This window comes from Pseudomonas sp. P1_F1_2 (genome assembly GCF_056405815.1).
This window is the reverse complement of record NZ_JBFUBK010000021.1, coordinates 49,503-74,417: the sequence shown is the minus strand read 5'-3', so window position 1 is coordinate 74,417 and position 24,915 is coordinate 49,503. Positions and strand designations below refer to the sequence as shown.

23 protein-coding genes are annotated in these 24,915 nt (G+C 59.5%); 5 read left to right on the top strand and 18 right to left on the bottom strand.

What is annotated here, in order from left to right:
- Positions 1-98 precede the first annotated feature (98 nt).
- Positions 99-701, top strand: a complete 603-nt coding sequence (locus AC1D2P_RS08925) for a hypothetical protein (RefSeq protein WP_223523845.1) — start codon at positions 99-101, stop codon at positions 699-701.
- 77 nt (positions 702-778) lie between these two features.
- On the top strand, positions 779-1,468 hold the full coding sequence (locus tag AC1D2P_RS08920) for a DUF4197 domain-containing protein (RefSeq protein ID WP_077430797.1): 690 nt from the start codon (positions 779-781) through the stop codon (positions 1,466-1,468).
- A 62-nt stretch (positions 1,469-1,530) separates the two neighbouring features.
- Here AC1D2P_RS08920 and AC1D2P_RS08915 read toward each other — a convergent pair whose 3' ends face one another.
- From AC1D2P_RS08915 to AC1D2P_RS08905, 3 genes are all read right to left on the bottom strand, one after another.
- Positions 1,531-2,898 (bottom strand): Fic family protein, encoded by a 1,368-nt coding sequence (locus tag AC1D2P_RS08915; RefSeq protein ID WP_109786020.1) that lies wholly within the window; start codon positions 2,896-2,898, stop codon positions 1,531-1,533.
- A 96-nt stretch (positions 2,899-2,994) separates the two neighbouring features.
- On the bottom strand, positions 2,995-6,060 hold the full coding sequence (locus AC1D2P_RS08910; protein ID WP_477757762.1) for an efflux RND transporter permease subunit: 3,066 nt from the start codon (positions 6,058-6,060) through the stop codon (positions 2,995-2,997).
- A gap of 6 nt (positions 6,061-6,066) precedes the next feature.
- Positions 6,067-7,167, bottom strand: a complete 1,101-nt coding sequence (locus AC1D2P_RS08905; protein ID WP_046029154.1) for an efflux RND transporter periplasmic adaptor subunit — start codon at positions 7,165-7,167, stop codon at positions 6,067-6,069.
- 93 nt (positions 7,168-7,260) lie between these two features.
- On the opposite strand from AC1D2P_RS08905, the gene AC1D2P_RS08900 reads away from it, so the two are divergent.
- On the top strand, positions 7,261-7,905 hold the full coding sequence (locus tag AC1D2P_RS08900; RefSeq protein ID WP_223523837.1) for a TetR/AcrR family transcriptional regulator: 645 nt from the start codon (positions 7,261-7,263) through the stop codon (positions 7,903-7,905).
- A gap of 118 nt (positions 7,906-8,023) precedes the next feature.
- Here AC1D2P_RS08900 and AC1D2P_RS08895 read toward each other — a convergent pair whose 3' ends face one another.
- Positions 8,024-8,806, bottom strand: coding sequence for a class I SAM-dependent methyltransferase (locus AC1D2P_RS08895; protein ID WP_046029149.1), 783 nt, complete (start codon positions 8,804-8,806; stop codon positions 8,024-8,026).
- Between the two features lie 93 nt (positions 8,807-8,899).
- Between AC1D2P_RS08895 and AC1D2P_RS08890 the strand changes: the two genes are divergently transcribed.
- Positions 8,900-9,520: a hypothetical protein gene (locus AC1D2P_RS08890; protein ID WP_046029148.1), complete on the top strand. Its 621-nt coding sequence runs from the start codon at positions 8,900-8,902 to the stop codon at positions 9,518-9,520.
- Positions 9,521-9,554: 34 nt separating this feature from the next.
- Here AC1D2P_RS08890 and AC1D2P_RS08885 read toward each other — a convergent pair whose 3' ends face one another.
- The 6 genes from AC1D2P_RS08885 to ppc form a co-directional block, all read right to left on the bottom strand.
- The gene (locus AC1D2P_RS08885; protein ID WP_046029147.1) at positions 9,555-10,376 is read right to left on the bottom strand and encodes an isocitrate lyase/PEP mutase family protein; all 822 of its coding nucleotides are present in this window, start codon (positions 10,374-10,376) and stop codon (positions 9,555-9,557) included.
- Positions 10,377-10,409: 33 nt separating this feature from the next.
- Complete coding sequence (locus tag AC1D2P_RS08880; protein WP_477757761.1) at positions 10,410-11,270, bottom strand: DUF72 domain-containing protein; 861 nt, start codon at positions 11,268-11,270, stop codon at positions 10,410-10,412.
- The gene (locus AC1D2P_RS08875) at positions 11,270-11,575 is read right to left on the bottom strand and encodes a hypothetical protein (RefSeq protein WP_046029145.1); all 306 of its coding nucleotides are present in this window, start codon (positions 11,573-11,575) and stop codon (positions 11,270-11,272) included. Before AC1D2P_RS08875 ends, AC1D2P_RS08880 begins: the two co-directional genes overlap by 1 nt.
- A 147-nt stretch (positions 11,576-11,722) precedes the next feature.
- On the bottom strand, positions 11,723-12,397 hold the full coding sequence (tsaB, locus tag AC1D2P_RS08870) for a tRNA (adenosine(37)-N6)-threonylcarbamoyltransferase complex dimerization subunit type 1 TsaB (RefSeq protein ID WP_046029144.1): 675 nt from the start codon (positions 12,395-12,397) through the stop codon (positions 11,723-11,725).
- A gap of 86 nt (positions 12,398-12,483) precedes the next feature.
- Positions 12,484-13,131 (bottom strand): adenylate kinase, encoded by a 648-nt coding sequence (adk, locus tag AC1D2P_RS08865; RefSeq protein ID WP_046029141.1) that lies wholly within the window; start codon positions 13,129-13,131, stop codon positions 12,484-12,486.
- A gap of 288 nt (positions 13,132-13,419) precedes the next feature.
- A complete protein-coding gene (gene ppc, locus AC1D2P_RS08860) occupies positions 13,420-16,050 on the bottom strand; it encodes a phosphoenolpyruvate carboxylase (protein ID WP_477757760.1) in 2,631 nt (876 codons plus the stop codon).
- A 212-nt stretch (positions 16,051-16,262) separates the two neighbouring features.
- Here ppc and AC1D2P_RS08855 point away from each other — a divergent pair, with 212 nt between their 5' ends.
- Entirely contained in the window at positions 16,263-16,607 is a 345-nt protein-coding gene (locus AC1D2P_RS08855) for a hypothetical protein (RefSeq protein ID WP_034150733.1), read from the top strand.
- A 69-nt stretch (positions 16,608-16,676) separates the two neighbouring features.
- Here AC1D2P_RS08855 and AC1D2P_RS08850 read toward each other — a convergent pair whose 3' ends face one another.
- The 8 genes from AC1D2P_RS08850 to AC1D2P_RS08815 all read right to left on the bottom strand — a co-directional run bounded on the left by AC1D2P_RS08850 (position 16,677) and on the right by AC1D2P_RS08815 (position 24,909).
- Positions 16,677-17,006, bottom strand: coding sequence for a PA3694 family proteiin (locus AC1D2P_RS08850; RefSeq protein WP_046029133.1), 330 nt, complete (start codon positions 17,004-17,006; stop codon positions 16,677-16,679).
- Complete coding sequence (locus tag AC1D2P_RS08845; protein WP_477757759.1) at positions 17,003-17,917, bottom strand: alpha/beta hydrolase; 915 nt, start codon at positions 17,915-17,917, stop codon at positions 17,003-17,005. Before AC1D2P_RS08845 ends, AC1D2P_RS08850 begins: the two co-directional genes overlap by 4 nt.
- A gap of 147 nt (positions 17,918-18,064) precedes the next feature.
- Positions 18,065-19,342, bottom strand: coding sequence for a flavohemoglobin expression-modulating QEGLA motif protein (locus tag AC1D2P_RS08840; protein ID WP_477811396.1), 1,278 nt, complete (start codon positions 19,340-19,342; stop codon positions 18,065-18,067).
- Between the two features lie 36 nt (positions 19,343-19,378).
- On the bottom strand, positions 19,379-19,933 hold the full coding sequence (locus AC1D2P_RS08835; protein WP_477811395.1) for a hypothetical protein: 555 nt from the start codon (positions 19,931-19,933) through the stop codon (positions 19,379-19,381).
- Positions 19,934-20,094: 161 nt separating this feature from the next.
- On the bottom strand, positions 20,095-20,811 hold the full coding sequence (locus AC1D2P_RS08830; protein ID WP_046029123.1) for a TetR/AcrR family transcriptional regulator: 717 nt from the start codon (positions 20,809-20,811) through the stop codon (positions 20,095-20,097).
- Positions 20,812-20,910: 99 nt separating this feature from the next.
- Positions 20,911-22,413 (bottom strand): lysine--tRNA ligase, encoded by a 1,503-nt coding sequence (lysS, locus tag AC1D2P_RS08825; RefSeq protein WP_046029121.1) that lies wholly within the window; start codon positions 22,411-22,413, stop codon positions 20,911-20,913.
- Positions 22,414-22,527: 114 nt separating this feature from the next.
- Positions 22,528-23,623 (bottom strand): peptide chain release factor 2 gene (gene prfB / locus AC1D2P_RS08820; protein ID WP_109786026.1). Its coding sequence is split into 2 segments (ribosomal slippage): positions 22,528-23,550 and positions 23,552-23,623, totalling 1,095 coding nucleotides; the frame shifts between segments, so codons are not numbered across the junction.
- Positions 23,624-23,907: 284 nt separating this feature from the next.
- On the bottom strand, positions 23,908-24,909 hold the full coding sequence (locus tag AC1D2P_RS08815) for a response regulator (RefSeq protein WP_046029115.1): 1,002 nt from the start codon (positions 24,907-24,909) through the stop codon (positions 23,908-23,910).
- Positions 24,910-24,915 lie beyond the last annotated feature (6 nt).

Sequence of the window (24,915 nt, the reverse complement as noted above, 5' to 3'; positions counted from 1 at the left end):
TTCCTGACAACAACTATAAGAACAGGGACGTTCTTTTAGTTGTCCGATTATGGATTAATAGATCACTCCAAATAACCCACCACGATATGGATATCGCGATGAACTCATTAGATAACCCCACCCACTACATCACCCTGATATTTAGTTTGCCTGACGACTTTATGCCTCCCACCAGTGGTGAGGCCGAGACTTATATAAGCGTTCATACGGCAAACACTCAGTCCCCCATCAAAGTGGCGCAATCCCGTAAACCGATGCTGTACAGCGGCCGCTGGAACTTTTCATTTGCACACAGTTTTTCCGACGTCAGCGTCAAATACCGCGTGAGTGTCAGCATGACCCACAACGGTGTGCCACTCCTGATCGACCTGGACCACTTCATCATTGTTCACCGCACGCCACACCGCCAAACACTGCACCTGAGTCCGATCGGTCGCCTCTACATCCAGGCGCAAGAACCTCAAGCGGTGGAACCCGAACACGCGGTGACCATTGTTGCCCATGAGCACGACAATGCGACGGTGCAACTGACTCAAGTGCATATCAGTGAAGAAATGGCAGAGGCGTTTTATCTGGAGTACGATCCGGACACTGTTGTGCCCGGTAAACGCTACACCCTGACGGCGACTGAAAATGAATACCGCAATGCAATCGAAGTCTATCCCGGCTCTGTTGTATTAAAACCCTTCAGCAAAGCCTGATAACCTTCGCGCCCACAATAAACCGGCGAAACGGCTGTCAACATCCGTTCCTCCTCAATCCGAACAAGGAAGCTGCCATGTTCCGCCCTACCCTTCGCTTCGCCGGCCTCTGCGCAGGCCTGATGATCTCTGCCAGCGCACTGGCGCTCTCGTTCAGCGACCTGTCGCAAAAAGACGCCACCGGCGGCCTCAAGGATGCCCTGACCCAAGGCGCGCAACTGGCCGTGAAACAGCTCGGCACACCGGGTGGTTTCAGCAACAACCCGGACGTGAAAATCGGACTGCCGGGCAAACTCGGCAAGGTCGCCAGCAAGATGAAGCAGTTCGGTATGGGCGATCAGGTCGACGAACTGGAAGCCAGCATGAACAAAGCGGCTGAAACCGCCGTGACCCAGGCCCAGCCGATCCTCGTGGACGCGGTGAAGAAGATGAGCGTGGAAGATGCCAAGGGCATCCTCAGCGGCGGCAACGACTCCGCCACTCAATACCTGAACAAAACCAGTCGCGAGCAGATCCGCGCCAGGTTCCTGCCCATCGTCAAGCAAGCCACCGACCAGGTTGGCCTGGCCAAACAGTACAACACCTTCGCCGGTCAGGCGGCGACCATGGGCGTGCTGGATGCGAAGAACGCCAACGTTGAAAACTACGTCACCGAGCAGGCGCTGAACGGCTTGTTCGAGATGATCGGCAAACAGGAAGAAACCATCCGCCAGAACCCGGCAGCGGCGGCGACCAGTCTGGCGAAGAAGGTGTTTGGCACGCTGTAACGTTTAGCGAATGCCACACAAGAAAGAGCCCGCTGTCCTTTCAGGTTCAGCGGGCTTTTTACTTAAATGGCTTCCATGACGGATGAGGTGACGGGGGCGGGCCGTAAAAAGAACACCCACTCACGCCCCATCTTGCGCTTCTCAAACACCTTCAGATCAACCAACCCGTTCAAGGTCGCCGAAGCAGTGTTGTAAGAACAGTCCAGGTTCTCCTTCACATTGACCGCCGTAAATTCCTTGGCCATGCCGCTCTTGGCCACTTGATAGACGGCACGCTGCTTTTGGGTGAGCAGGTTGAAAAAACCGGATGCCATCAACCAGCGATCAAAGCGTTCGGTGTAAGCCAGACTGTTGCGATAGGCGCTGGTAAAACCACTGACCGCCCGAAGGATCACCGAACACTGGAAATCGATGAAGTAGGTCAGGTCCAGTTCATCGGCCTCGGTATTCAAATACGAGCGTCCGTATTTCACCGGCGCGTTGCGTAGCAAAATGCTGATCGCAATGTATCGAAAGGCCGAAAAGTCATTCTTGAACATGAACCAGTAAAACAGCGCCCGCGCGACACGCCCGTTGCCATCGCGAAAGGGATGCTCATAACCCAAAGCAAAATGCAGCGCGATGCCTTTGATCAGCGGATGAAGATAGTCCGCACGGTTGGGATCGTTGTGGGGTTGATTGATCCATTTCGACAGCACCTGTAACCGTGCCACCAGCCCCGCTGCGGGCGGCGGGGTATGCACGGTGTTGCCCTCGCCGTCCTGTACCACCACATCATCGTTGCCTCGCAATTCTCCCGGCGAGTACTGCACGTCGTCGATGCCCTCGACACCAACACGATGCATCGCGGTGATGAGCTCAACACTCAGAGGCTCATAACGCTGCTCCCAAGCAAATGTCATCATTTGGTAATTGCCAATGACCATTCGCTCATCTGGCGTTCGCGGCTGGCGATGACGCTTGAGCATATCCTTGGCCACCCGAGTGGTCGTTGCCGCGCCTTCGAGCTGGCTGCTGCTGATGGCCTCGTCTTCGATCAGATCATTGAGCAGATAACTGAAATGTGCGCGCTCACCAATCTGGCTGGTCATGTATTCCAACGCAGCGGTTGTGGCTTGCCGATCGACGGCTGAAATAGCCTTCTGCGCCAGCGGTGTCAGCAGGAAGTTGCCCCACTGGACCGGCTCGCCCAAAGGTAGAAGGCTGGAATACTGAGCCGTGCGGGCTTTTTTGACCAAAGCCCAGCACAACCTGGAATCCAGTCCTGGTGCCCAGCGGTAACGCAATTCATCGAATGGAAGATAGCGCCCCTGGTCATCCAGCGGCTTGAGCAGGGCCAGGTAGTCCGAGAGGCGTTCCTTGTGGGGCGAGGTCATCAACAGGTCGAATACCGGATCGGTCCTCCCCGCCACAACAGGTGGTTTTTTCATGACGACTGTCTCAAAAACTCGTGAAATCGAGATTCGAGTACAGCATTCAGCCCCCTCTGACTCAATATCAGAGGGATCTGAAATACACGTAGGAAGTCAGACCGGTTCTTTCTTAACCCTGAACCACGCCGCATACAGCGCCGGCAGGAACAACAGCGTCAATGCCGTCGCCACGATCAGTCCCCCCATGATCGCCACCGCCATCGGCCCGAAGAATACACTGCGTGACAACGGGATCATGGCCAGCACCGCCGCGAGCGCGGTCAACACAATCGGGCGGAAGCGGCGCACGGTCGCCTCGATAATCGCTTGCCAGGGCTTGAGGCCTGCCGCGATGTCCTGCTCGATCTGGTCGACCAGAATCACCGAGTTGCGCATGATCATCCCGGACAACGCGATGGTCCCGAGCATGGCGACAAAACCGAACGGCTGACGGAACACCATCAGGAACAGCGTCACGCCGATCAGCCCCAACGGCGCGGTCAGAAACACCATTACCGTGCGTGAGAAACTGCGCAGTTGCAGCATCAGCAACGTCAGCACCACGACGATGAACAGCGGCACGCCGGCCTTCACCGAGTTCTGTCCGCGGGCAGAGTCCTCTACGGTGCCGCCCACGTCCAGCAAGTAACCGTCCGGCAATTCGGCGCGTATCGGATCAAGCGTCGGCATGATCTGCTGCACCAGTGTGGCCGGTTGTTCCTTGCCATAAATGTCGGCGCGAACCGTCACGTTAGGCAGGCGATTGCGGTGCCAGATGATGCCTTCTTCGAAGCCATATTCCAGCGTCGCGATCTGCGACAGCGCAACGCTGCGGCCGTTGTCGGTCGGCACCGCCAGGCTCGGCAGCAACGACAGCTCGGTGCGCTCGTGCAGGGTGCCGCGCAGCAGAATCTCGATCAACTCGTTGTCTTCGCGGTACTGGCTGACACTGGAGCCGGTCAGTGAACTTTGCAGGAATTTCGACAAGTTCGCCGTGCTCACGCCAAGCGCTCGGGCGCGGTCTTGATCGACGTTCAGGTACACCACTTTGCTGGGCTCCTCCCAGTCCAGGTGCACGTTGACCACGTGCGGATTCTCGCGAACCTTGGCCGCCACTTTACGGGCCAGTGCGCGAACTTCTTCGATGTGCTCACCGGTCACCCGGAACTGCACTGGATAACCAACAGGCGGCCCGTTCTCAAGACGCGTGACCCGTGAACGCAGGGCCGGAAATTGTTCGTTGAGGGTTTCGATCAACCAGGTGCGCAGGGTCTCACGCTCCTCAATGGTCTTGGCCAGAACCACAAACTGCGCGAAGCTCGCCGCAGGCAGTTGTTGATCCAGCGGCAGGTAAAAACGCGGTGAACCGGTGCCGACGTAAGCCACGTAATTATCGATACCGGCGTGATCTTTCAACAAGCCTTCAAGACGTTTGACTTCGTCGGCGGTGTTGCTCAGGGACGCGCCTTCGGCCAGTTTCAAATCGACCATCAGCTCCAGTCGACCCGACGCCGGGAAGAATTGCTGCGGCACGAAGCGGAACAACACCACAGAGGCAACGAACATCATGATCGTCAGCACGATCACCGTTTTGCGGCGGTGCACGCACCACTCCACCAGACGTCTGACCCGCTGATAGAACGGCGTGCCGTAAGGGTCAGGCTGACCCGTGCCATGTTTGGCGGCGTGAATTTTCGCCAGATCCGGCAGGAGTTTTTCCCCCAGGTACGGCACGAACACCACGGCGGCCACCCACGAGGCCAGCAACGCAATGGTCACCACCTGGAAAATCGAGCGGGTGTATTCGCCGGTGCCCGACTGCGCAGTGGCAATCGGCAGGAACCCGGCGGCGGTGATCAGCGTACCGGTGAGCATCGGGAATGCGGTGCTGGTCCAGGCATAACTGGCCGCTTTGACGCGGTCGAAGCCCTGCTCCATTTTGATCGCCATCATTTCCACGGCGATGATCGCGTCGTCCACCAGCAAACCCAACGCCAGCACCAGCGCACCAAGGGAAATCTTGTGCAGGCCGATCCCCAGGTAATACATGCAAGCAAAAGTCATCGCCAACACCAGCGGAATCGCCAGCGCCACCACCATGCCGGTACGCACGCCGAGTGAGAAAAAGCTCACCAGCAACACAATCGCCAACGCTTCGACCAGCACTTGAACGAATTCGCCGACCCCGGTTTTCACCGCGGCAGGTTGATCCGATACTTTGCGCAGTTGCATGCCGGCCGGAAGGTTTTTCTGGACGCGGTCGAACTCGACTTCCAGGGCCTTGCCCAGCACCAGAATGTCGCCGCCGTCCTTCATCGCGACGGCCAGACCGATGGCGTTTTCCGCCATGAAGCGCATGCGCGGCGCTGGAGGATCGTTGAAGCCACGGCGAACGTCCGCCACATCGGAAATGCGGAACGTACGATCACCGACGCGGATAGGGAAGTTCTTGATCTCGTCGACTGTCTGAAAATTCCCCGAGACCCGTAGCTGCAAGCGCTCACTGGTGGTTTCGAAGAACCCCGCCGTCGACACTGCGTTCTGCTCTTCCAACGCTTGCTGCACAGCGGCCAACGGCAAGCCTAGGGTGGCGAGTTTGACGTTGGAGAGATCGATCCAGATCTTCTCGTCCTGCAGCCCGAGCAACTCGACTTTGCCTACGTCCTTGACCCGTTGCAGCTGGATCTGGATACGGTCGGCGTAATCCTTCAACACCGCATAGTCAAAACCGTCGCCAGTCAGGGCGTAGATATTGCCGAAGGTGGTGCCGAATTCATCGTTGAAAAAAGGCCCCTGAATGCCCGGCGGCAGGGTGTGACGGATGTCGCTGATCTTCTTGCGGACCTGATACCAGAGCTCGGGAATGTCGACCGAGTGCATGGAATCGCGAGCGATAAACGTCACTTGGGACTCACCCGGGCGCGAGAACGAGACGATGCGCTCGTACTCGCCGGTTTCCATCAGCTTCTTCTCAATGCGCTCGGTCACCTGGCGCGACACTTCCTCGGCCGTGGCCCCCGGCCAATTGGTGCGTATAACCATCGCCTTGAAGGTAAAAGGCGGGTCTTCGCTTTGGCCGAGTTTGGTGTAGGACAGTGCGCCGACGATTGCCAGCAAAAGCATCAGAAACAGTACGATCTGGCGATTACGCAACGCCCATTCGGAAAGGTTGAAGCGCATCGGGGATTACTCCTTGTCCGCCAGATTGACCACGCGATTGGAGCGATCCACCGGGCGCACTTGCTGCCCGTCATGAAGCACATGAACACCGGCGGCCACGACCCAGTCGCTGGCGTTCAGGCCTTCGAGCACCGGCACGGTTTTCTCGCCGAACGCACCGACCCGCACCGGGGCTTTTTTCAAGGTGTTATTGGCGTTGAGTACCCAAACGTACGTCGCGCCGTTTTCTGCGGTGACGGCCGACAAAGGCACCGACAACGCCACCACTTCAGCAGTCTGGATAAACACCCGGGCGCTCTGGCCGAGTTCAGCGGTGACCTTGCCGGAGGTGAACGCGATGCGCGCGGCAAAGGTGCGCGACTTCGGATCGGCCGCCGGTGACAACTCACGAATGCGGCCACTGAAACGTTGATCGGGCTGAGTCCAGAGTTCTACCGACACCGGCTGCCCGACCTTGAAGCGACCGAAGCTCTGTTCCGGCAGGCTGATCAACACTTCACGTTCGCCATCGGTGGCAATGGTGAACACGGTTTGCCCAGCGGCCACCACTTGCCCGACTTCCACAGCCCGTTTGGCCACCACGCCATCCTGAGGCGCGCGCAGCACCGCGTAACTTGCCTGGTTGGTCGAGACGTTGAATTCGGCTTTGATTTGGTTGAGGCGTGCTTCACCGGATCGGTAAAGGTTTTCGGCGTTGTCGTACTGCGAGCGGCTGACCATCTGACGATCCATCAGGGTCTTGTAGCGATCCCGCTCGGCGCGTACCAGGCTCAGATTGGCCTCGGCGGCGGCGACCTGGGCGCGGGCGGCATCCAGTTGCAGGCGTACGTCTTGCGGATCGAGTTCGGCCAGAGGTTGGTCGGCCTTGACGCGCTGCCCTTCCTCGACCAGTCGTCGGCTGACCTTGCCGCCAATGCGGAACGCCAGGTCCGGCTCATAACGAGCCCGTACTTCACCGGGATAGCTTTCCATCGCCTGCGCCGAAGGCTCTGGCTGAACCACCATGGCCGGGCGCACGCTGACTTGAGGCGCCTCTTCGTGACCACACGCAGACAGAAAAAAAGCCAGGGACACTGGCAACGCGAGGGGCAAGGCATAGCGGAACATGGTGAAGGACCTTTCGCTAATGGTGCTTGGAATAATTATACTGACGAGTATGTTATTAATAGCAAACTCACCAGTCCAGTAATAAAAGCGAATATGCCGAACAATCTTTCAGCACCCAATGGCCCAGGCAGACCCAAGGATTTGGCCAAGCGCCAGGCCATTCTCGATGCGGCGAAAACACTGTTTCTGACCAAGGGCTATGCCAACACCAGCATGGATGCCGTCGCAGCTGAGGCCGGTGTGTCAAAGCTGACCGTGTACAGCCACTTCAACGACAAGGAGACGCTGTTCTCCACCGCCGTTGTCGCCAAATGCGAGGAGCAGCTACCAACGCTGTTTTTTGAACTGCCGGACGGCGTTGCGGTAGAAACGATACTGCTGAACATCGCACGCGGTTTCCATCAACTGATCAACAGTGATGAATCGGTGAACCTGCACCGATTGATGATGAACCTGGGCAGCCAGGACCCGAAACTCGCGCAGATCTTCTTCGAAGCCGGGCCGCAACGCATGCTGCATGGCATGGAGCGGTTGCTGGCCAAGATTGATCAAAGTGGTGTGTTGAGCATCGATAAACCGCGCAATGCGGCCGAGCACTTTTTCTGCCTGCTCAAGGGCGCGGGGAATTTTCGGTTGCTGTATGGCTGCGGCGAACCTGTGGTCGGGGACGCGGCCGAGGAGCACGTGCAGGAAGTGGTGGGGTTGTTTATGCGGGCTTATCGACCCGAGCCAGCCTGATAGAAATCGGGGGTCTGGTCTGGCGCCTGCGCGAGCAGGCTCACTCCTACTCTGGATCTATGCAACACCGTAAATCCCCTGTAAGAGTGAGCCTGCTCGCGATAAAGGCGACTCGGTTTTAAGGCTTGAGCGCCTTCTTCGGATAAATGTCATACCGGCTGGATTTACCGTCCAACGCATGACTCGGCTTCGGCCCGGCAATGCAGGGCGCCTTGCGCGGCCGCTTGACCACCACCCGATGACTGGCCAGCGCCAGCGCGGCTTCCAGCAGTGCTGGCGCATCCGGGTCGTCGCCCACCAACGGCCGGAACAGACGCATTTCCTTTTTCACCAACGCGGTTTTCTCACGGTGCGGAAACATCGGGTCGAGGTAGATCACCTGCGGCGGCTCGCCTTCCCAATTACGCATCACCTCAATGGAATTACCCTTGAGCAAATGCATCCGCGCCACGATGGGCGCCACGTCGAAATCTTCCGCACCGCGCGCCAGGCCATCCTCAAGCAAGGCCCCGATCAGCGGCTGACGTTCGATCAGACTCATCTCGCAGCCCAGGCTCGCCAGCACGAACGCATCCTTGCCCAGCCCCGCCGTAGCATCCAGCACGCGGGGACGCACGCCCTGCGCGATGCCAACGGCCTTGGCGATCATCTGCCCCGTGCCGCCACCGAACAACCGGCGATGAGCCGCCCCGCCTTCGACGAAGTCCACCCGCACCGGGCCCGGCGCATCCGCCCCAAGCTGTTGCAACTGCAAACCCTGCTCGCCGACCTGCAAGGCAAACTCGCCATCATCCACTTGCAGCGGTAAGCCCAGGCGCTCGGCCCATTGCTCGGCTTGTGGCTGAAAGGTCGTGCCCAAGGCCTCGACATGGATGCGGCAAACCGCCGGTTGATCAATCATCGGAAAACACGCTCAAAAAATTAATGATCGGCAAAAACGGCCGATAACAAAACTAACGGGCATTTTGCCAGAGCTGAGCGTCGACCGAGAGAAATGTCAGACTTTCAACCCACAATCACAGGTTTTATCTCGCCCTACGGCGATTACAACCTGCGAAACACCCAGGCGTTGGGCGGTGTCAGTCACCTGTGGCAAGATTTTTTTGCCCGGGCGATGGCCGATCAGCCGGGTGACGGGGTTCCTGAATCGCTCAAATTTCCACCGGTTGATCTGGAAAGCCCGGTCGAACCCACGGTGGGCAGCGAGTTGTTGGCGCACATCGTCTCGCAGCGTGAATGCAACGTGACAGAAACCGTGGTTCGCCCGCCAGAGCCGCTGTTCTTGCCGATTGCCGAGTTCGAAATGGACCTGGCCGACAAACCGGCCCCACCCTTCCCGCCTGAAGAAATCGTCGCTCAGCAAAAACAGCAGGACTTCGAAAGCGGCTGGGTCCGTCCAATCGTGCTCACCGCCGGTCAACCTGTACCGCAAGCTGGCCCGGCGCCACAACCGCGCCCGCTGCACCTGCCGATCGCCGAATTCGAAATGGACCTGCTCGACAAACCGTTCCCGCCGTTCTCCCCCGAAGAGCTGGTGGAACAACAGAAACAGTTCGATTTCGATAACGGTTGGGCTCGCCCGATCGTTCTGCAAAACCTGCGCATCGCCGCCTGACCTTCAATAACAGGCCCTCAGCGACACCCCATCGTCAGCCTTTGAACAGTTGATTGGCCTTCGCGTACGGCATGGATCGCGAGGTAAACCCGAAGGTGCCCGATGTCTTGATCTCTTCGGCCGCACGGAAAAACTCGCCATACGCTGCCAACGCCAGCGCCGAACCGACGCTGATACGTTTGACGCCCATCTCGCTCAACTGCTCGACCGTCAACTTGAGCCCGCCAGACATCAACACATTGACCGGTTTGGGCGCCACGGCACGAACCACCGCCAAGACGTCTTCGGCACTGCGCAGCCCCGGTGCGTAGAGCACGTCGGCCCCCGCCTCGGCGAACGCCTGCAAGCGGCGGATGGTGTCGGCGAGATCGGGATTGCCGTGCAGGAAGTTCTCGGCACGCGCGGTCAGCATGAAGGGGAAAGGCAGGCTGCGCGCCGCGGCCACGGCGGCTTCAACGCGCGCCACCGCATGTTCGAAACAGTAGATCGGCGCCGCTTCACGGCCCGTGGCATCTTCGATAGAACCGCCGACCGCACCGGCCTCAGCCGCGCGCAGAATGCTCTTGGCGCATTCGACGGGGTCATCGGCAAAGCCATTTTCCAGATCCACCGCCACGGGCAGATTCGTCGCTGCGACAATCGCGCGGACATTTGCCAGCGTATCGTCCAGAGCCATTGCGCCATCGGGGCGCGCATTGGAAAAGGCATAACCGGCACTGGTGGTGGCCAGCGCCTCGAAGCCGAGACTGGCGAGCATTTTCGCCGAGCCGGCGTCCCACGGGTTGGGAATGACAAAAGCCCCGGCGCGTTCGTGCAGTGCTTTGAACGCCTGGGCTCGAAGGGTTTGCGCATCCATTGGGCAGGCTCCTGAAAAGGGGAAAAAACCGCCTCAGAGCAAGCCAAGTTGCTCCACTGCGGGTTCTCTGTATAGCTCAGGCAGCGGCGGCAGGCCAGGCAAACGCAGCATCAGTTGTGCGTGAAAACGTTGCGCCAGCTTGGCGGCCAGCAGGTTGTCTGCGGTGTGCAGGAAGATGTACGGCGTACGGCCCTCTTCGATCCACGCGGCGATTTTCTCGACCCACGGCACCAGGAACGGATCGTTGGCTTCCAGCTGCGGATGGCCGATGAAGCGCACTTGCGGGAATTGCGTGAACGCCGCCGGACGTGGCGGCACTTTGGGCTTTTTCGATTGGGCGTGGAGCACCGACGGATCGGTCGACACACAACTGAACAGCGCTCGCGGATCGAGGCAGATGCGCTCGACACCGCGATCCATCAACAATCGATTGAGCATTCGCTCGGCATCGCCTTTGGCGAAGAACGCGTCATGGCGCACCTCGACGGCCAGAGGTCGCTCCAGCCCATCAATGAAAGCGGCCAGTTCCGGCAACCGTTGCGGCGTGAAGCTTTTCGACAATTGCAGCCACAACGGCGAAACCCGCGCGCCCAAAGGGCTGAGCAACTTCACGAAAGTTTCGGCGGCGGTCAGTTGCTCGCGCAGGTCACCGCCATGGCTGATGTCACCGGGGAACTTGGCGGTAAAACGAAAGTGTTCGGGCATGACCTCGGCCCAACGCTGCACAGCCGAGGCAGCCGGGCTCGCGTAGAAGGTCGTATTGCCTTCTACGGCATTGAATACTTGGGTATAGAAATTTAGAAATTCAGCAGGTTTGGCGTCTGGCGGATAGAGGTAATCGCGCCAGGCGTTTTCACTCCAGGACGGGCAGCCGAGGTAGTAAGGCTGCCCCATCAGATGTACAGGTCGAGGCCCAGCACATCCGTATCCCAATCGACAAAAGTGGCCGTGCTCAGGTAGCTGGCGAGTGCCGTAGCAACGCTTTTGCTCATGGCGCGGTGGTAGATCATGTCTTGTTGGCGAGCCGGGAGATTGCTCAGGCGTTGCGCGGAGGCTTTGGCGGCACGGGCAGCCATTTGCTCTTCGGATGGAATTTCCAGCTCGCCGTCGATATCAACGTAATCGTCTTCCGCCACAGGGCCTTTGCGAGCCTTGCGCTTGATGGGGTAGGACTGAGAGGAAACGCCGTCTATACGCATGAGTACATGTCCGGTATCAGTGATGGCAGTTTAGTGGCGCATTTCCCACTTCGCCCCACAGGATTTGTGTGGTTCACAAAATCTGCGGTTGGCTCAAAACTGTGGGAGCGTGGCTTGCCCGCGATGGCACCCACTCGGTGCCGGAAATCAGCGCGCTTTGGGCGTCGCCACTTTGTCGCGCAGGTAAACCGGCTGAGCCTGATCCGCGACAATCGCCTCGCCGCGCTCCCAGGCAAACCGCGCCAGTGTCAGCAGGTCTTCGGCATGCGGCAGCATGCCCGCGTCCTGCCCGGTCAGGTTCACGGCAATGCGCTCGGCATAACCCCAACCCGTGCCGGCACCGAACCACTCACCGCTGGCATCCGCCGGCAACGCCGCCGCTTCGGGTGGCAACACGGCTTCATTGCCCGCCAGGCGCATTTCCCCGGCCGTTTCGCGATAGCAGCCCCAGTACACTTCATCCATCCGCGCGTCGATTGCCGCGGCGACCTGGCTCACACCGTGTTCGCGATAGGCGCGTTGCGCCAGTACGGCCAGGTTCGACACCGGCAACACCGGGCGATCCAGCGCAAACGCCAGGCCCTGGACCACGCCGATGGCGATCCGCACACCCGTAAAGGCGCCCGGCCCGCGACCAAATGCGATGGCATCGACGGCTTGCAAGGTGGTCCCGGCGTCGGCGAGCAATTGCTGGATCATCGGCAACAGCTTCTGGGCATGCAGGCGCGGAATCACCTCGTAATGGCTCGTGACTTTGCCGTCATGCAGCAAGGCAACGGAGCAAGCTTCGGTCGCGGTGTCCAGGGCCAGCAAGGTGCTCATCGATGTATCCGTAAGAGAATTCAGAAAAAGTTCGCCAGTATAAACAACTACGGCCCGCAAGCGGGCCGTAGAAGATGAAGCGGTTATCAGCTCAGTGCTTCAAGCACCTTGGCCGTGATCGCTTCAACCGAACCGACGCCAGGGATGTGGCTGTACTTCGGCTTGCCATTGGCAGCGGACAGATTCTGGTAGAACGCTACCAGTGGTTTGGTCTGGGAGTGGTAGACCGACAGGCGATGACGCACGGTTTCTTCGGTATCGTCCTTGCGCTGCACCAGCTCTTCACCGGTGATGTCGTCCTTGCCGGCAATTTTTGGCGGGTTGTAGACGATGTGGTACACGCGGCCGCTGGCTTCGTGAACACGGCGACCGGCGATGCGCTGGACGATTTCTTCGTCTTCGACGGCGATTTCGACCACGGCATCCAGCTCGACGCCAGCGGTTACCAACGCTTCAGCCTGAGGAATGGTGCGCGGGAAACCGTCGAACAGGAAACCCTTGGCGCAGTCGGCTTGAGCGATACGGTCCTTGACCAGTGCGATGATCAGGTCATCGGAGACCAGACCGCCAGCATCCATGATGCCCTTGGCCTTGAGGCCCAGCTCAGTGCCGGCCTTGACGGCTGCACGCAACATGTCGCCAGTGGAGATTTGCGGAATGCCGAATTTCTCGGTGATGAACTGTGCCTGAGTACCTTTACCGGCCCCGGGAGCTCCCAGCAGAATGACGCGCATCGWTGTGCTCCTCAATTTTTTATATGGATATCGTCAGATTCGCCTCGTGGGGCCAATCTCAAAAATAGGGTCGTGGCCGCCCAAACGGCCAAAGGCTGCTCAAGATACACAGCAGTTCCTGCCCACACAAGCCGCCGAAAGTCGGAGAAACCGGCGCCTGTCATGCCCCTTCGATGAAGTGCTCCAAGTCGCAACCCCATCATTAACTGTCGCCTGACCGACCTTTCAACACCTTCAACGACAGGCACCCGACGCCTGCGCCGAGTGCCTCGCCCCACGGCAAAAACCTTAGCCGGTATTTCGCAAACCGGCGGCAATCCCCGCCACAGACACCAGCAGCGCCTGTTCTACAGGGCTGCCCTGCGCCACGTCCTGCTGCCGCGAACGTGCCAGCAACTCCGCCTGCAATAGATGAAGCGGGTCGAGGTAAGTGTTGCGTAACCGGATGAATTCAAGGGTGTCTGGGCTATGTGCCAGCAGCTGCGACTGACCGGTCAACCCCAGCACCACTGCGCAGGCCTGCGACAATAGGTCGCGTAAATGCACACCTAAAGGAAGCAAATCCGGCTCGACCAGACGTTCATCGTAGGATCGGGCGATGTCAGCGTCCGCTTTGGCCAGGACCATTTCCAGCATGTCGATGCGGGTGCGGAAGAACGGCCATTGCTCACGCATCTGCCCTAACAACTCGCCTTCACCGCGCTCCAGCGCCTTGCTCAATGCCGCTTCCCAACCCAACCAGGCCGGTAACATCAGGCGGGTCTGGGTCCAGCCGAAAATCCACGGAATGGCGCGCAGGCTTTCGATCCCGCCGGCGCGGCGTTTGGCCGGGCGGCTGCCCAACGGCAAACGTCCCAGTTCCTGTTCAGGGGTCGACTGGCGGAAATACTCGACGAATTGCGGGTTCTCCCGCACCACGGCGCGGTACGCCTTGACGCCATCGTCGGCCAGTTCGTCCATCAAATGACGCCATGCCGGCTCAGGTGGCGGCGGTGGCAGCAGGGTCGCTTCCAGCACCGCCGCCAGGTACAGATTGAGGTTTTGCTCGGCGATGTCCGGCAGGCCGAATTTGAATCGAATCATTTCCCCTTGCTCGGTGGTGCGAAAACGCCCCGCAACCGACCCCGGTGGCTGCGACAGAATCGCCGCATGCGCCGGACCACCGCCACGCCCCACGGTGCCGCCGCGACCATGGAACAACAGCAGCTCCACTTGCTGTTCACGGCAGATGTCGACCAGACGCTCCTGCGCCCGGTACTGCGCCCATGCCGCAGCGGTCGTGCCGGCATCCTTGGCCGAGTCGGAGTAACCGATCATCACTTCTTGCGGGCCTTGCAAGCGCGCGCGATAGCCCGGCAGCAGCAACAGTTTTTCGATCACCGGACCAGCGTTATCAAGGTCGGCCAGGGTTTCGAACAACGGCACCACGCGCATCGGCCGCAGCACGCCGGCCTCTTTGAGCAGCAGTTGCACGGCGAGCACGTCGGACGCCGCACCGGCCATGGAAATCACGTACGAACCGAGCGATGCACCGGGGGCGGCGGCCACTTCCCTGCAGGTCGCCAGCACTTCGGCGGTGTCGGCCGACGGTTTGAAGTACGCCGGCAGCAATGGCCGACGATTATTCAGTTCACGCATCAGAAACTCGATGCGCGCATCCTCGCTCCAGTCTTCGTAGCGACCCAGGCCCAGGTAATCGGTTATTTCAGTCATGGCTGCGCTGTGCCGCGACGAATCCTGACGCACATCGAGGCGCACCAGAAACAGGCCGAACGTCACCGCCCGGCGCAGGCAATCGAGCAACGGGCCATCGGCGATCACCCCCATGCCGCACTCATGCAGCGAGTGGTAGCACAGCTCCAGCGGATCCAGCAGTTCGCGGTTGTTTTGCAGTACATCGGGCGGTGCGGGGGTGGCGGTCGTCAACGACGCATGCGCCCAGTTGCGCGTCGCACGCAAGCGTTCACGCAGCTGTTTGAGCACGGCGCGATACGGCTCGGCGCTGTCCCCGGCCTTGGCTTTCAACGCCTCGCTGGCTTGTTGCATCGACAGCTCGGCCGCCAGTTGATCGACATCACGCACATACAAATCGGCCGCCATCCAGCGCGCCAGCAACAACACTTCACGGGTGACGGTCGCGGTCACGTTGGGGTTGCCATCGCGGTCGCCGCCCATCCACGAGGCGAAGCGAATCGGCGCGGCCTGTAGCGGCAAGCGCAGGCCGGTAGCGTCATACAGGGCTTTATCGGCCTTGCGCAGGTAATTGGGGATCGCCTGCCACAGCGAATGTTCGATCACCGCGAAGCCCCACTTGGCTTCGTCTACCGGCGTCGGGCGGGTGCGGCGGATTTCTTCGGTATGCCAGGCTTCGGCGATCAGGCGCTGTAGTTTCGCGTGGATCTGTTCGCGTTCGGCTGGGGTCAGGTCGCGGTGATCTTGTGCGGCCAGTTGCGCGGCGATGGCGTCGTACTTCTGGATCAGCGTGCGGCGCGCCACTTCGGTGGGGTGCGCGGTCAGCACCAGCTCGATGTCCAGTCGCCCCAATTGCCGGGCCAGGGAATCGGCACTGTGGCCTTCGGCGCGCAAGCGAGCGAGCAGTTCCGGCAGCACGCGCGCCTCGAACGGCGCGGGTTGCGACGCTTCGCGGCGGTGAATCAGCTGATATTGCTCGGCAATGTTGGCCAGGTTGAGAAACTGGTTGAACGCCCGCGCCACCGGCAGCAATTCGTCTTCGCTCAATTGGTTGAGGCTGGCGCTCAGTTCGGCGTCCACCGAACCGCGACGGTCGGCCTTGGCGCCCTTGCGGATCTGCTCGATCTTGTCGAGAAAGCCGTCCCCGTACTGTTCACGAATGGTGTTGCCCAGCAGCTCACCCAACAGGTGAACGTCTTCGCGCAAGCGTGCATCAATATCGGTCATCAGCAGTTCTCCAGCAAAAAATCCGGGCGGCCATGAACATCATGCTTTGCCCAAGAGTGCCGCCGTAAAGCCGTTCTTACAAGCAAACGACGAAGGGACTTTAAACTCACGGCGCAGAAGCTAGTCTGAAGAGGAAGCCGCACAACGGCTTTCGCCGGCCACTGCCGGACTCTGAAACGGCCTGCCACGAGCAGGAACGCATTGARGTCACTATGAAAATTCGCGAGCTTGCCCAGCATTGGGAAGAAAACGCCAAGGGTCGCCTGACCGAGACGGGCTACACGATTCATCTGGACGTGGAGGCCGCCGCACGGCTGGCGGCGATCACCGAGATGTACCCCAAACGCCAACCCGAAGAACTGCTGGGCGAGTTGATCGGCGCCGCTCTGGAAGAGCTCGAAAAAAGCTTTCCGTACGTGAAGGGCTCGACGGTTGTGGCCACCGATGAAGAAGGTGACCCGCTGTACGAAGACGTCGGTCCGACGCCGCGTTTTCTCGCGTTGTCCCGTCGTCATCTGCACGATTTGTCGGCTGGTAACGACAAGCAAAAACACTGATCCAGCCGCGATGAAACGGTGGGAGCGAACGTGCTCCCACACTGGATCTTGGGTGATGACAAATCCCGGTTACTGTTCCAGTTTCTGCGGGGTTTCCTGGCCCATGCAGCGCACGGCTTTTTTCTTGCTGTCGATCAGCACACCGGTCAGGCCTTTTTGCTCGGTGTCGAACAATACCAGCACGCCGTCGACGCATTGCGCGACCTGGGCCGCCGGTTCCAGCGAGACTTTGTAGTCTTCGCCCGGAATGGTTTTAAGCATCGTGAATTCGTTGAGCAGCAACGCATCCTCAGGCTTGGCGAAATGCAGGTAGCCGTACCACCACAGGGCACCGACAGTGCCGAGGATGCTGCAGATACCGGTGATGATCAGCGGGATGGCGTTACGTTCTTCACTCATTGCGGACTCTCTGGTGGTTCATCTTCAGAATGTTTGGGCGCCGGGTAATTGGGGATTTCACCCAGGCGGCGCAGGCCGTTGAAATGCTGCGGATCGTCGAGATAACGCAACATGACGGTTCGCCAGACCGGGTCGGCGAACGTCTGCACATGCCCCCCTCGGGTCAGTTGCAGCACCCGTGGCGGCGGCGCAGCTTGATACAGACGGATGCCGTTGGAAAGGGGCACGATCGGATCGTCGATGCTGTGGTAGAGCAGTTTCGGTACGCCGTTGAGCTGTGGCATCGAGTTGATCGCGCTGTCGCCGTCCGGCACCAGCCACGACAACGGCACCTGGACTGGCCAAGTCAACCATGAGGTGCTCAGGGCAAACTGCCCAACACTTCGATAGCTGGCGGGCGCACCGTCAAGGACCAGCGCCTTGAGTTGCTTCTGGCGCTCAGGGTGTTGAACAAGGTAGTGCACGGCCATCGAGCCACCGAGGCTTTGACCGAGCAGGATCAATGGTTTGCCTTTGACCTCGGGTGCCTGATCGAGCCATTTGAACGCCGCGTCTATGTCCAGATAGAGTGCCGGCAGGCTCGGCTTCCCTTCGGATAAACCATAGCCGCGATAGTCGATCAGCAGCACTTGATAGCCTTCCTTGGGCAACCACCAGCTCCCCCCCAGATGCATCGGCAGGTTGCCACCGTTGCCGTGTAAATGCAGGACAGTGCCTTTGACCTCGACACCCTTTTTCGCCGGCAGCCACCAGGCATTCAGCTTGACGCCGTCGGCGGTGACCAGGGTGACATCGCGGTACTCGAGATCAGCTTTTTCCGGGGTGAACAACTGCCCGGGCTCAGGGTAGAACAGCAGCGAACTGCAACCGTTCAAGGTCAGAAGCAGACAAACAATGCCGAGGAATCTCATCCGTTGAAACCTCGCGAGAATAAGGGTTGAAACACTGGGTCTGTAGGAGCCGAGCTTGCTCGCGATAGCGGTATGTCAGGCGATACACAGGTTGAATGTAATTGCGCCATCGCGAGCAAGCTCGGCTCCTACAGGGGATCTCATGGTTCACAGGATGTTGGAGTAATCCGCCTCGATCCGGTCCAGGCTCAGGTGGTTGAGGAAGTTGGAGAAGCACATCCATGCGGACAGCGCGTTCAGGTCGCGGAACTGTTCGGGCAAGTACTTGGGTGGCACCACCAATCCTTCATCGACCAACTGGCGCAAGGTGCGCATGTCTTCCAGCGTGGTCTTGCCGCAAAACAGTAGCGGTATCTGCTCCAGCTTGCCTTTGCGCACCGCCAACTGAATGTAGTTGTAAATCATGATGAAGCCCTTGAGGTAGGACAAGTCTTTGGTAAATGGCAGACCTGTCGGCACCGAGCCACGGAAAACGCGACTGGTGTTGCTGTAGCTCTCGGGCATTTCAAACCCTTGCTCACGGAAAAACTCGAACACCTGCAGGAAGTCCGCGCCCTCCTCCACCATGTGAATGGCGCGGGTGCGGTTGGTCAGTTTGCGCAGGCGACTCGGGTAGGACGCGAAGGTGATGATTTCCATCAGGATCGCCAGGCCTTCCTGCGTCACCGTCGAGGACGGCGGGCCCTTGGCCAGAAAGGTGCAGATCGGCTGGTTCAGACCATTGAGCGTGGTGCCTACGTGCACCAGCCCTTCGTGAACCTCCAGGGCTCGCACGTCGCGGTCGTTGAACATCGCGTCGGAGCGGATCTTGATGTAGTCGGCCCCCGCTGCCGCATCGGCGACGATGCCGTCGGACTCAAACACCCGAATGGTTTCCTCGGCCTCGCCAAACACCTTGTTCAAACGATGCTGCAGCATCGCGACAGCGTCCTTGGCGGTCAACGTCTTCGGTTCATCCTTGAGATCGCCACGGCCATCAATATTGTTCAGGTAATCGGAGAGCATCAGGCCCAGGTCGGACAAGGTCGGGTCGCCAGCGTGAAACGCATCGGACGCGGCGCCATACAGCTCCTGGGAAATCAGCCCGAAATCCTCGGTGCCGCGCGCTTCGAGCATGCGCACCACCATGCGGTATTCCTTGCACATGCGACGCATGATCTGGCCGACCGGATTGAACTGGCCGAGCTGGCGGGTGATGTCGCGCTCGATGTTCTGGAACTCCAGTTTCACCTGGCTGGAATCGAACGCCAGCGGCCGATTCAGGTAATAGTCACGGTCCACGGCAGRCAATTCCTTGCCCTTGGCCTTGAGAAATTTCTGACGGATAGTGTCGTCCCACTTGACCGCATCAAGGACCCGAATCGGCGTCTGCGCCAGCACAATGCGATCGGACAAAATGCGTATCGTCTGCTGGTAATCGTCCACCCGAAACTCCTGTAGAAAAGCCGTTATGTACTGGGTTTATTTGCGTTTGGCCATGCGCTGATAGMGCACCGCTTCGACGAAGACATCGGAATTGGCCGGATCGTCGAGGTAAGTAAACACCTGATCCATCGAGTTGTTGACCAATACGCCGTCGCCGTCATCGGTCTGGAAGTCTTCGCCACTCAAGACTTTTTGTCCGAGGGCCTGGTTGATCTGCTCGAGGTCGAGGTTGTAGACCACCAGTTCATGTTGTTCAGTGAGCTCGAAACCGGCAATGGTGAAATGCCCGCCGAATTTGGCCGGCACCTTCGCCGACAAGTACCAGCGGCTGCCATGGCGCGAGACGGTGAAGGGATAGGCTTCACGTTCGCCGGGGGTTGCCTTGAAGTAACTGACCGCCTGATAGCGATTGTCGCCGATGCGCGTCAACTCAAGGTTCATCGGTTCGCCCCAGGCGTTGGTGCTGGTCCATTTGCCGAGTAAACCTTTGGGCGCGGGGTCGCTTGCGGGCAGAGGCTCCTTGAAGGTCACCAGACAGCCACTGAGCAGCAACAACGACAAGGCGATCACTACGCCACGCCAGGCTTTCATTCAACACTCCCTATGAACACACGCAGCCCTGAACTGAACACCTGCCCCTGTGGGAGCGAGCTTGCTCGCGATAGCGGTGTGTCAGCCAACAGAGATGTTGAATGTCAGGCCGTCATCGCGAGCAAGCTCGCTCCCACAGGGTTTTGTGGCGTCCTCAGGGATTACACCGACGCGAGTACCAAGTGCATGTAACGATTGAGGATACCGAGCATTTCTTCTTCGCCCACAGGCTCCGCGTCGTTGAGCAAGCCCTGATACTCCATCCGTCCGATAATCGCCGTCAACACTTTGGCATCCTCTTGTGGCTCACGAGAACCCAATACCTCGAAAAGCTGGCACGTGCCCTGAAGGAGGATTTGCTGATGCGAGCGCACCAGTTCCGCCAGGCGCGGGTTCAACAAGGCCTCCTGACGGAACGCCTGTTCCGCCATCAAGTGTTCGCGACGGTTGATCAATTGCCGGTGAACGTAGTCCGCCATCAGTCGAGCGATATCGTCCGCCAGTTGCGCGCGAGCCTGCGGGCTGCCGTCGCCGCTGACCACCATCTCGCGCAGCAGGCCTTCGTTGTTCACCCACAACTTGGCCATGAACGCCGCACTGCGTTCCACGTATTGAGCGAAGGTATCGGTGAGCAAGTCATCGATATCCTTGAAGTAATAGGTCGTCGCCGACAACGGTACGCCGGCCTCGGCCGCCACCGCCCGGTGGCGCACGGCCCGCACGCCATCGCGCACGACAATGCGCATCGCCGCATCGAGAATGTCCTGTCGACGCTGCTCGCTGCCCTGTCGGCTGGCCTTGCGGCCCTGGTACTGAACACTTTCAGCGACCGCAGTGGCGATACCCGCTGCACCTTCTTGAGCCATTGCACGATTCACGACAGGTCTTTCCTCTCAGATGAAAGCAACAAATTGATACGTTTGTGCCAGACAGGCAATAAAAAGCCGCCTGAAAAGGCGGCTTCTTAATTGAAACACTTACGCTTGCGGCCGCATGTGCGGGAACAGGATCACGTCGCGGATCGACGGCGAGTTGGTCAGCAGCATCACCAGACGGTCGATACCGATGCCTTCACCCGCCGTTGGCGGCATGCCGTATTCCAGCGCGCGCACGAAGTCGGCGTCGTAGTGCATGGCTTCGTCATCGCCCGCGTCCTTGTCAGCGACTTGCGCCATGAAACGCTCAGCCTGGTCTTCCGCGTCGTTCAACTCGGAGTAGGCGTTGGCGATTTCACGGCCGCCGATGAACAATTCGAAACGGTCGGTGACGTTCGGGTTGTCATCGTTGCGACGAGCCAGCGGCGACACTTCGAACGGGTACTGGGTGATGAAGTGCGGCTGCTCCAGCTTGTGCTCGACCAGTTCTTCGAAAATCATCACTTGCAGCTTGCCCAGACCTTCGAAGCCCAGCACCTTGGCGCCGGCCTTCTTGGCGATGGCGCGAGCCTTGTCGATGTCGTTCAGGTCGTCAGCGGTCAGCTCAGGGTTGTACTTGAGGATCGAGTCGAACACCGACAGACGCACGAACGGTTCGCCGAAGTGGAACACTTTGTCGCCGTAAGGCACGTCGGTGCTGCCCAGAACCAGCTGCGCCAGCTCACGGAACAGTTCTTCGGTCAGGTCCATGTTGTCTTCGTAGTCGGCGTAAGCCTGGTAGAACTCCAACATGGTGAATTCAGGGTTGTGACGAGTCGAAACGCCTTCGTTACGGAAGTTGCGGTTGATCTCGAACACTTTCTCGAAACCGCCAACAACAAGGCGCTTGAGGTACAGCTCTGGCGCGATACGCAGGAACATGCCCATGTCCAGCGCGTTGTGGTGGGTTTCGAACGGCTTGGCCGCCGCACCGCCAGGAATGGTTTGCAGCATCGGCGTTTCGACTTCCAGGAAGTCACGCTGCATCAGGAAGCTGCGGATGTGCGCGATGACTTGCGAACGAACGCGGAAGGTCTGGCGCACGTCTTCGTTGACGATCAGGTCGACATAACGCTGACGGTAGCGCTGTTCGGTGTCGGTCAGGCCGTGGTGCTTGTCCGGCAGCGGGCGCAGCGACTTGGTCAGCAGGCGCACAGTGGTCATTTCAACGTACAGGTCGCCCTTGCCGGAACGGGCCAGGGTGCCTTCGGCGGCGATGATGTCGCCCATGTCCCAGGTCTTCACGGCGGCCAGGGTTTCTTCGGACAGGGTTTTACGGTTGACGTAAACCTGAATCCGCCCGGTCATGTCCTGAATCACCATGAACGAGCCACGGTTGAGCATGATGCGACCGGCAACCTTGACCGGAATTGCAGCCTCTGCCAGCTCTTCCTTGGTCTTGTCCGCGTATTTCTTCTGCAGATCTTCGCAGTAGTTTTCGCGGCGGAAGTCGTTCGGGAAGGCATTGCCCTTGGCGCGCTCGGCAGCAAGCTTTTCCTTGCGCAGGGCGATCAGGGAGTTTTCTTCCTGTTGCAGGGCTTGCGGGTCGAGTTCTAGGTCGCTCATGTCTTTAAATATTCCATCACAGGTTCGTTGCCCCCAGGCCTGCGGCCTGGGGATCGCCGGCAGGCCGGCTCCTACAAGGATCGAGGTATGTCAGTCGATCCTGTATTGCATGGCTTACAGGCCTTGTTTCAGGCTGGCCACCAGGTATTCGTCGATATCGCCGTCGAGCACCTTGTCGCAGTCGCTGCGTTCGATGTTAGTGCGCAAATCCTTGATTCGCGACGCATCGAGTACATACGAGCGGATCTGGTGACCCCAGCCGATGTCGGACTTGGTGTCTTCCAGGGCCTGGGAGGCGGCATTGCGTTTCTGCACTTCCTGCTCGTACAAGCGCGCCCGCAACATTTTCATCGCGGTGTCTTTGTTGGCGTGCTGGGAGCGTTCGTTCTGGCAGCTGACCACGGTGTTGGACGGTACGTGGGTAATCCGCACGGCCGAGTCGGTGGTGTTTACGTGCTGACCACCGGCACCGGAGGAGCGGTAGGTGTCGATGCGCAGGTCCGACGGGTTGATGTCGATTTCGATGTTGTCATCGATTTCCGGCGACACGAACACGGCCGAGAACGAGGTGTGGCGGCGGTTACCGGAGTCGAACGGGCTCTTGCGCACCAGACGGTGCACGCCAATTTCGGTACGCAACCAGCCAAAGGCGTATTCGCCCTTGATGTGCACGGTAGCGCCCTTGATCCCGGCGACTTCACCGGCGGACAGCTCCATGATGGTCGCGTCGAAACCGCGCTTGTCAGCCCAGCGCAGGTACATGCGCAGCAGGATGTTGGCCCAGTCCTGAGCCTCGGTGCCACCGGAGCCGGCCTGGATATCCAGGTAGGCGTTGTTGGCATCCATTTCACCGCTGAACATGCGACGGAATTCGAGTTTTTCCAGCGACTCGCGCAGGCGCTCGACTTCGGCAGCGACGTCATCGACGGCGGCCTGGTCTTCTTCTTCGGCGGACATCAGCAGCAGGTCTTTGGCGTCGGCCAGGCCTGAGTGCATTTCGTCGAGGGTTTCGACGATCTGCGCCAGCATGGACCGCTCGCGGCCCAGTTCCTGAGCGTACGTCGGGTTGTTCCAGACAGACGGATCTTCAAGCTCGCGATTGACTTCAGTCAGACGCTCATGCTTTTGATCGTAGTCAAAGATACCCCCGAATAGTTTCGGAGCGCTCGGACAGGTCCTTGATACTGTTAAGGATCGGGTTGATTTCCATGGCGGGCAGCACTCGTTGGCGAACTTTTGAAAGCCGGCGAGTATAACGTAATCAGGCTGTCACGGCAGCCCGCCTGGCCGCTTTACCGGCGAATGGTTTTGATTGAAACCATGGAACATCCCTGTAGCAGCGGTCGAGCCCCGCGAGGCCGCGTCCGAGGACGAAGTCCTCGCCAATCCTGCGCACGCGGTTTGCCTGGTAGACCGTGTTGTATGGTTTTACGACGGCTTTGCCGCCGGACGCAGCCTCGCAGGCTCGGCAGCTGCTACAGGTCGCGTATTACTTCACTCAATCCCCACCTGATTACGCCCATTGTTCTTCGCCAGATACAGCCCTTTATCCGCCGCCGAGATCAATTGCCGGCAATCGCTGCCCTGCTGCGGGACCATGGTGGACAGGCCGATGCTGATGGTCAGGCATGAGCCTTCGGTCGGTGAAATGTGCGGAATTTTCAGCGCGGCCACGGTTTGACGCAGTTTCTCCGCCACCAGCCGCGCACCGCCCGGCGTGGTATTGGGCAGCACCAACGCAAACTCTTCGCCACCGTAACGGGCTGGCAGGTCGGACGGGCGAGCGCTGGCCTCGCGAATCGCCGTCGCCACCTTGCGCAAGGCTTCGTCGCCCTCCAGATGGCCGAAGCTGTCGTTATAGGACTTGAAGTAATCCACATCGATCATCAGCAACGACAATTGGCTCTGGTCACGCAGCGAACGGCGCCACTCCAGTTCCAGGTACTCATCGAAATGCCGGCGGTTCGACAGCCCGGTCAGGCCATCGGAGTTCATCAGGCGTTGCAGCACCAGGTTGGTGTCGAGCAGTTGCTGCTGGCTGACCCGCAACGCCCGGTACGCCGCATCGCGCTGCAACAGCGTCATGTAGGAGCGCGAGTGATAGCGAATGCGCGCCACCAACTCGATGTTGTCCGGCAGCTTCACCAGATAATCGTTGGCCCCGGCCGCAAACGCCGCGCTCTTGATCAGCGGGTCTTCCTTGGTCGACAGGACAATGATCGGAATGTCCTTGGTCGCCGGATGATTGCGGTACTCGCGCACCAGGCTCAGGCCGTCCAGACCGGGCATCACCAGATCCTGAAGGATCACCGTCGGCTTGATGCGGATCGCTTGGGCAATGGCTTGGTGCGGGTCGGCGCAGAAGTGGAAGTCGATATTGTCTTCGTTCGACAACCCGCGACGCACCGCTTCGCCGATCATCGCCTGATCGTCCACCAACAACACCATGGCGGCGTTTTCGTCGGTTTTGTAGTCGTCGAGCTGTAATTCATTCATGTGCGG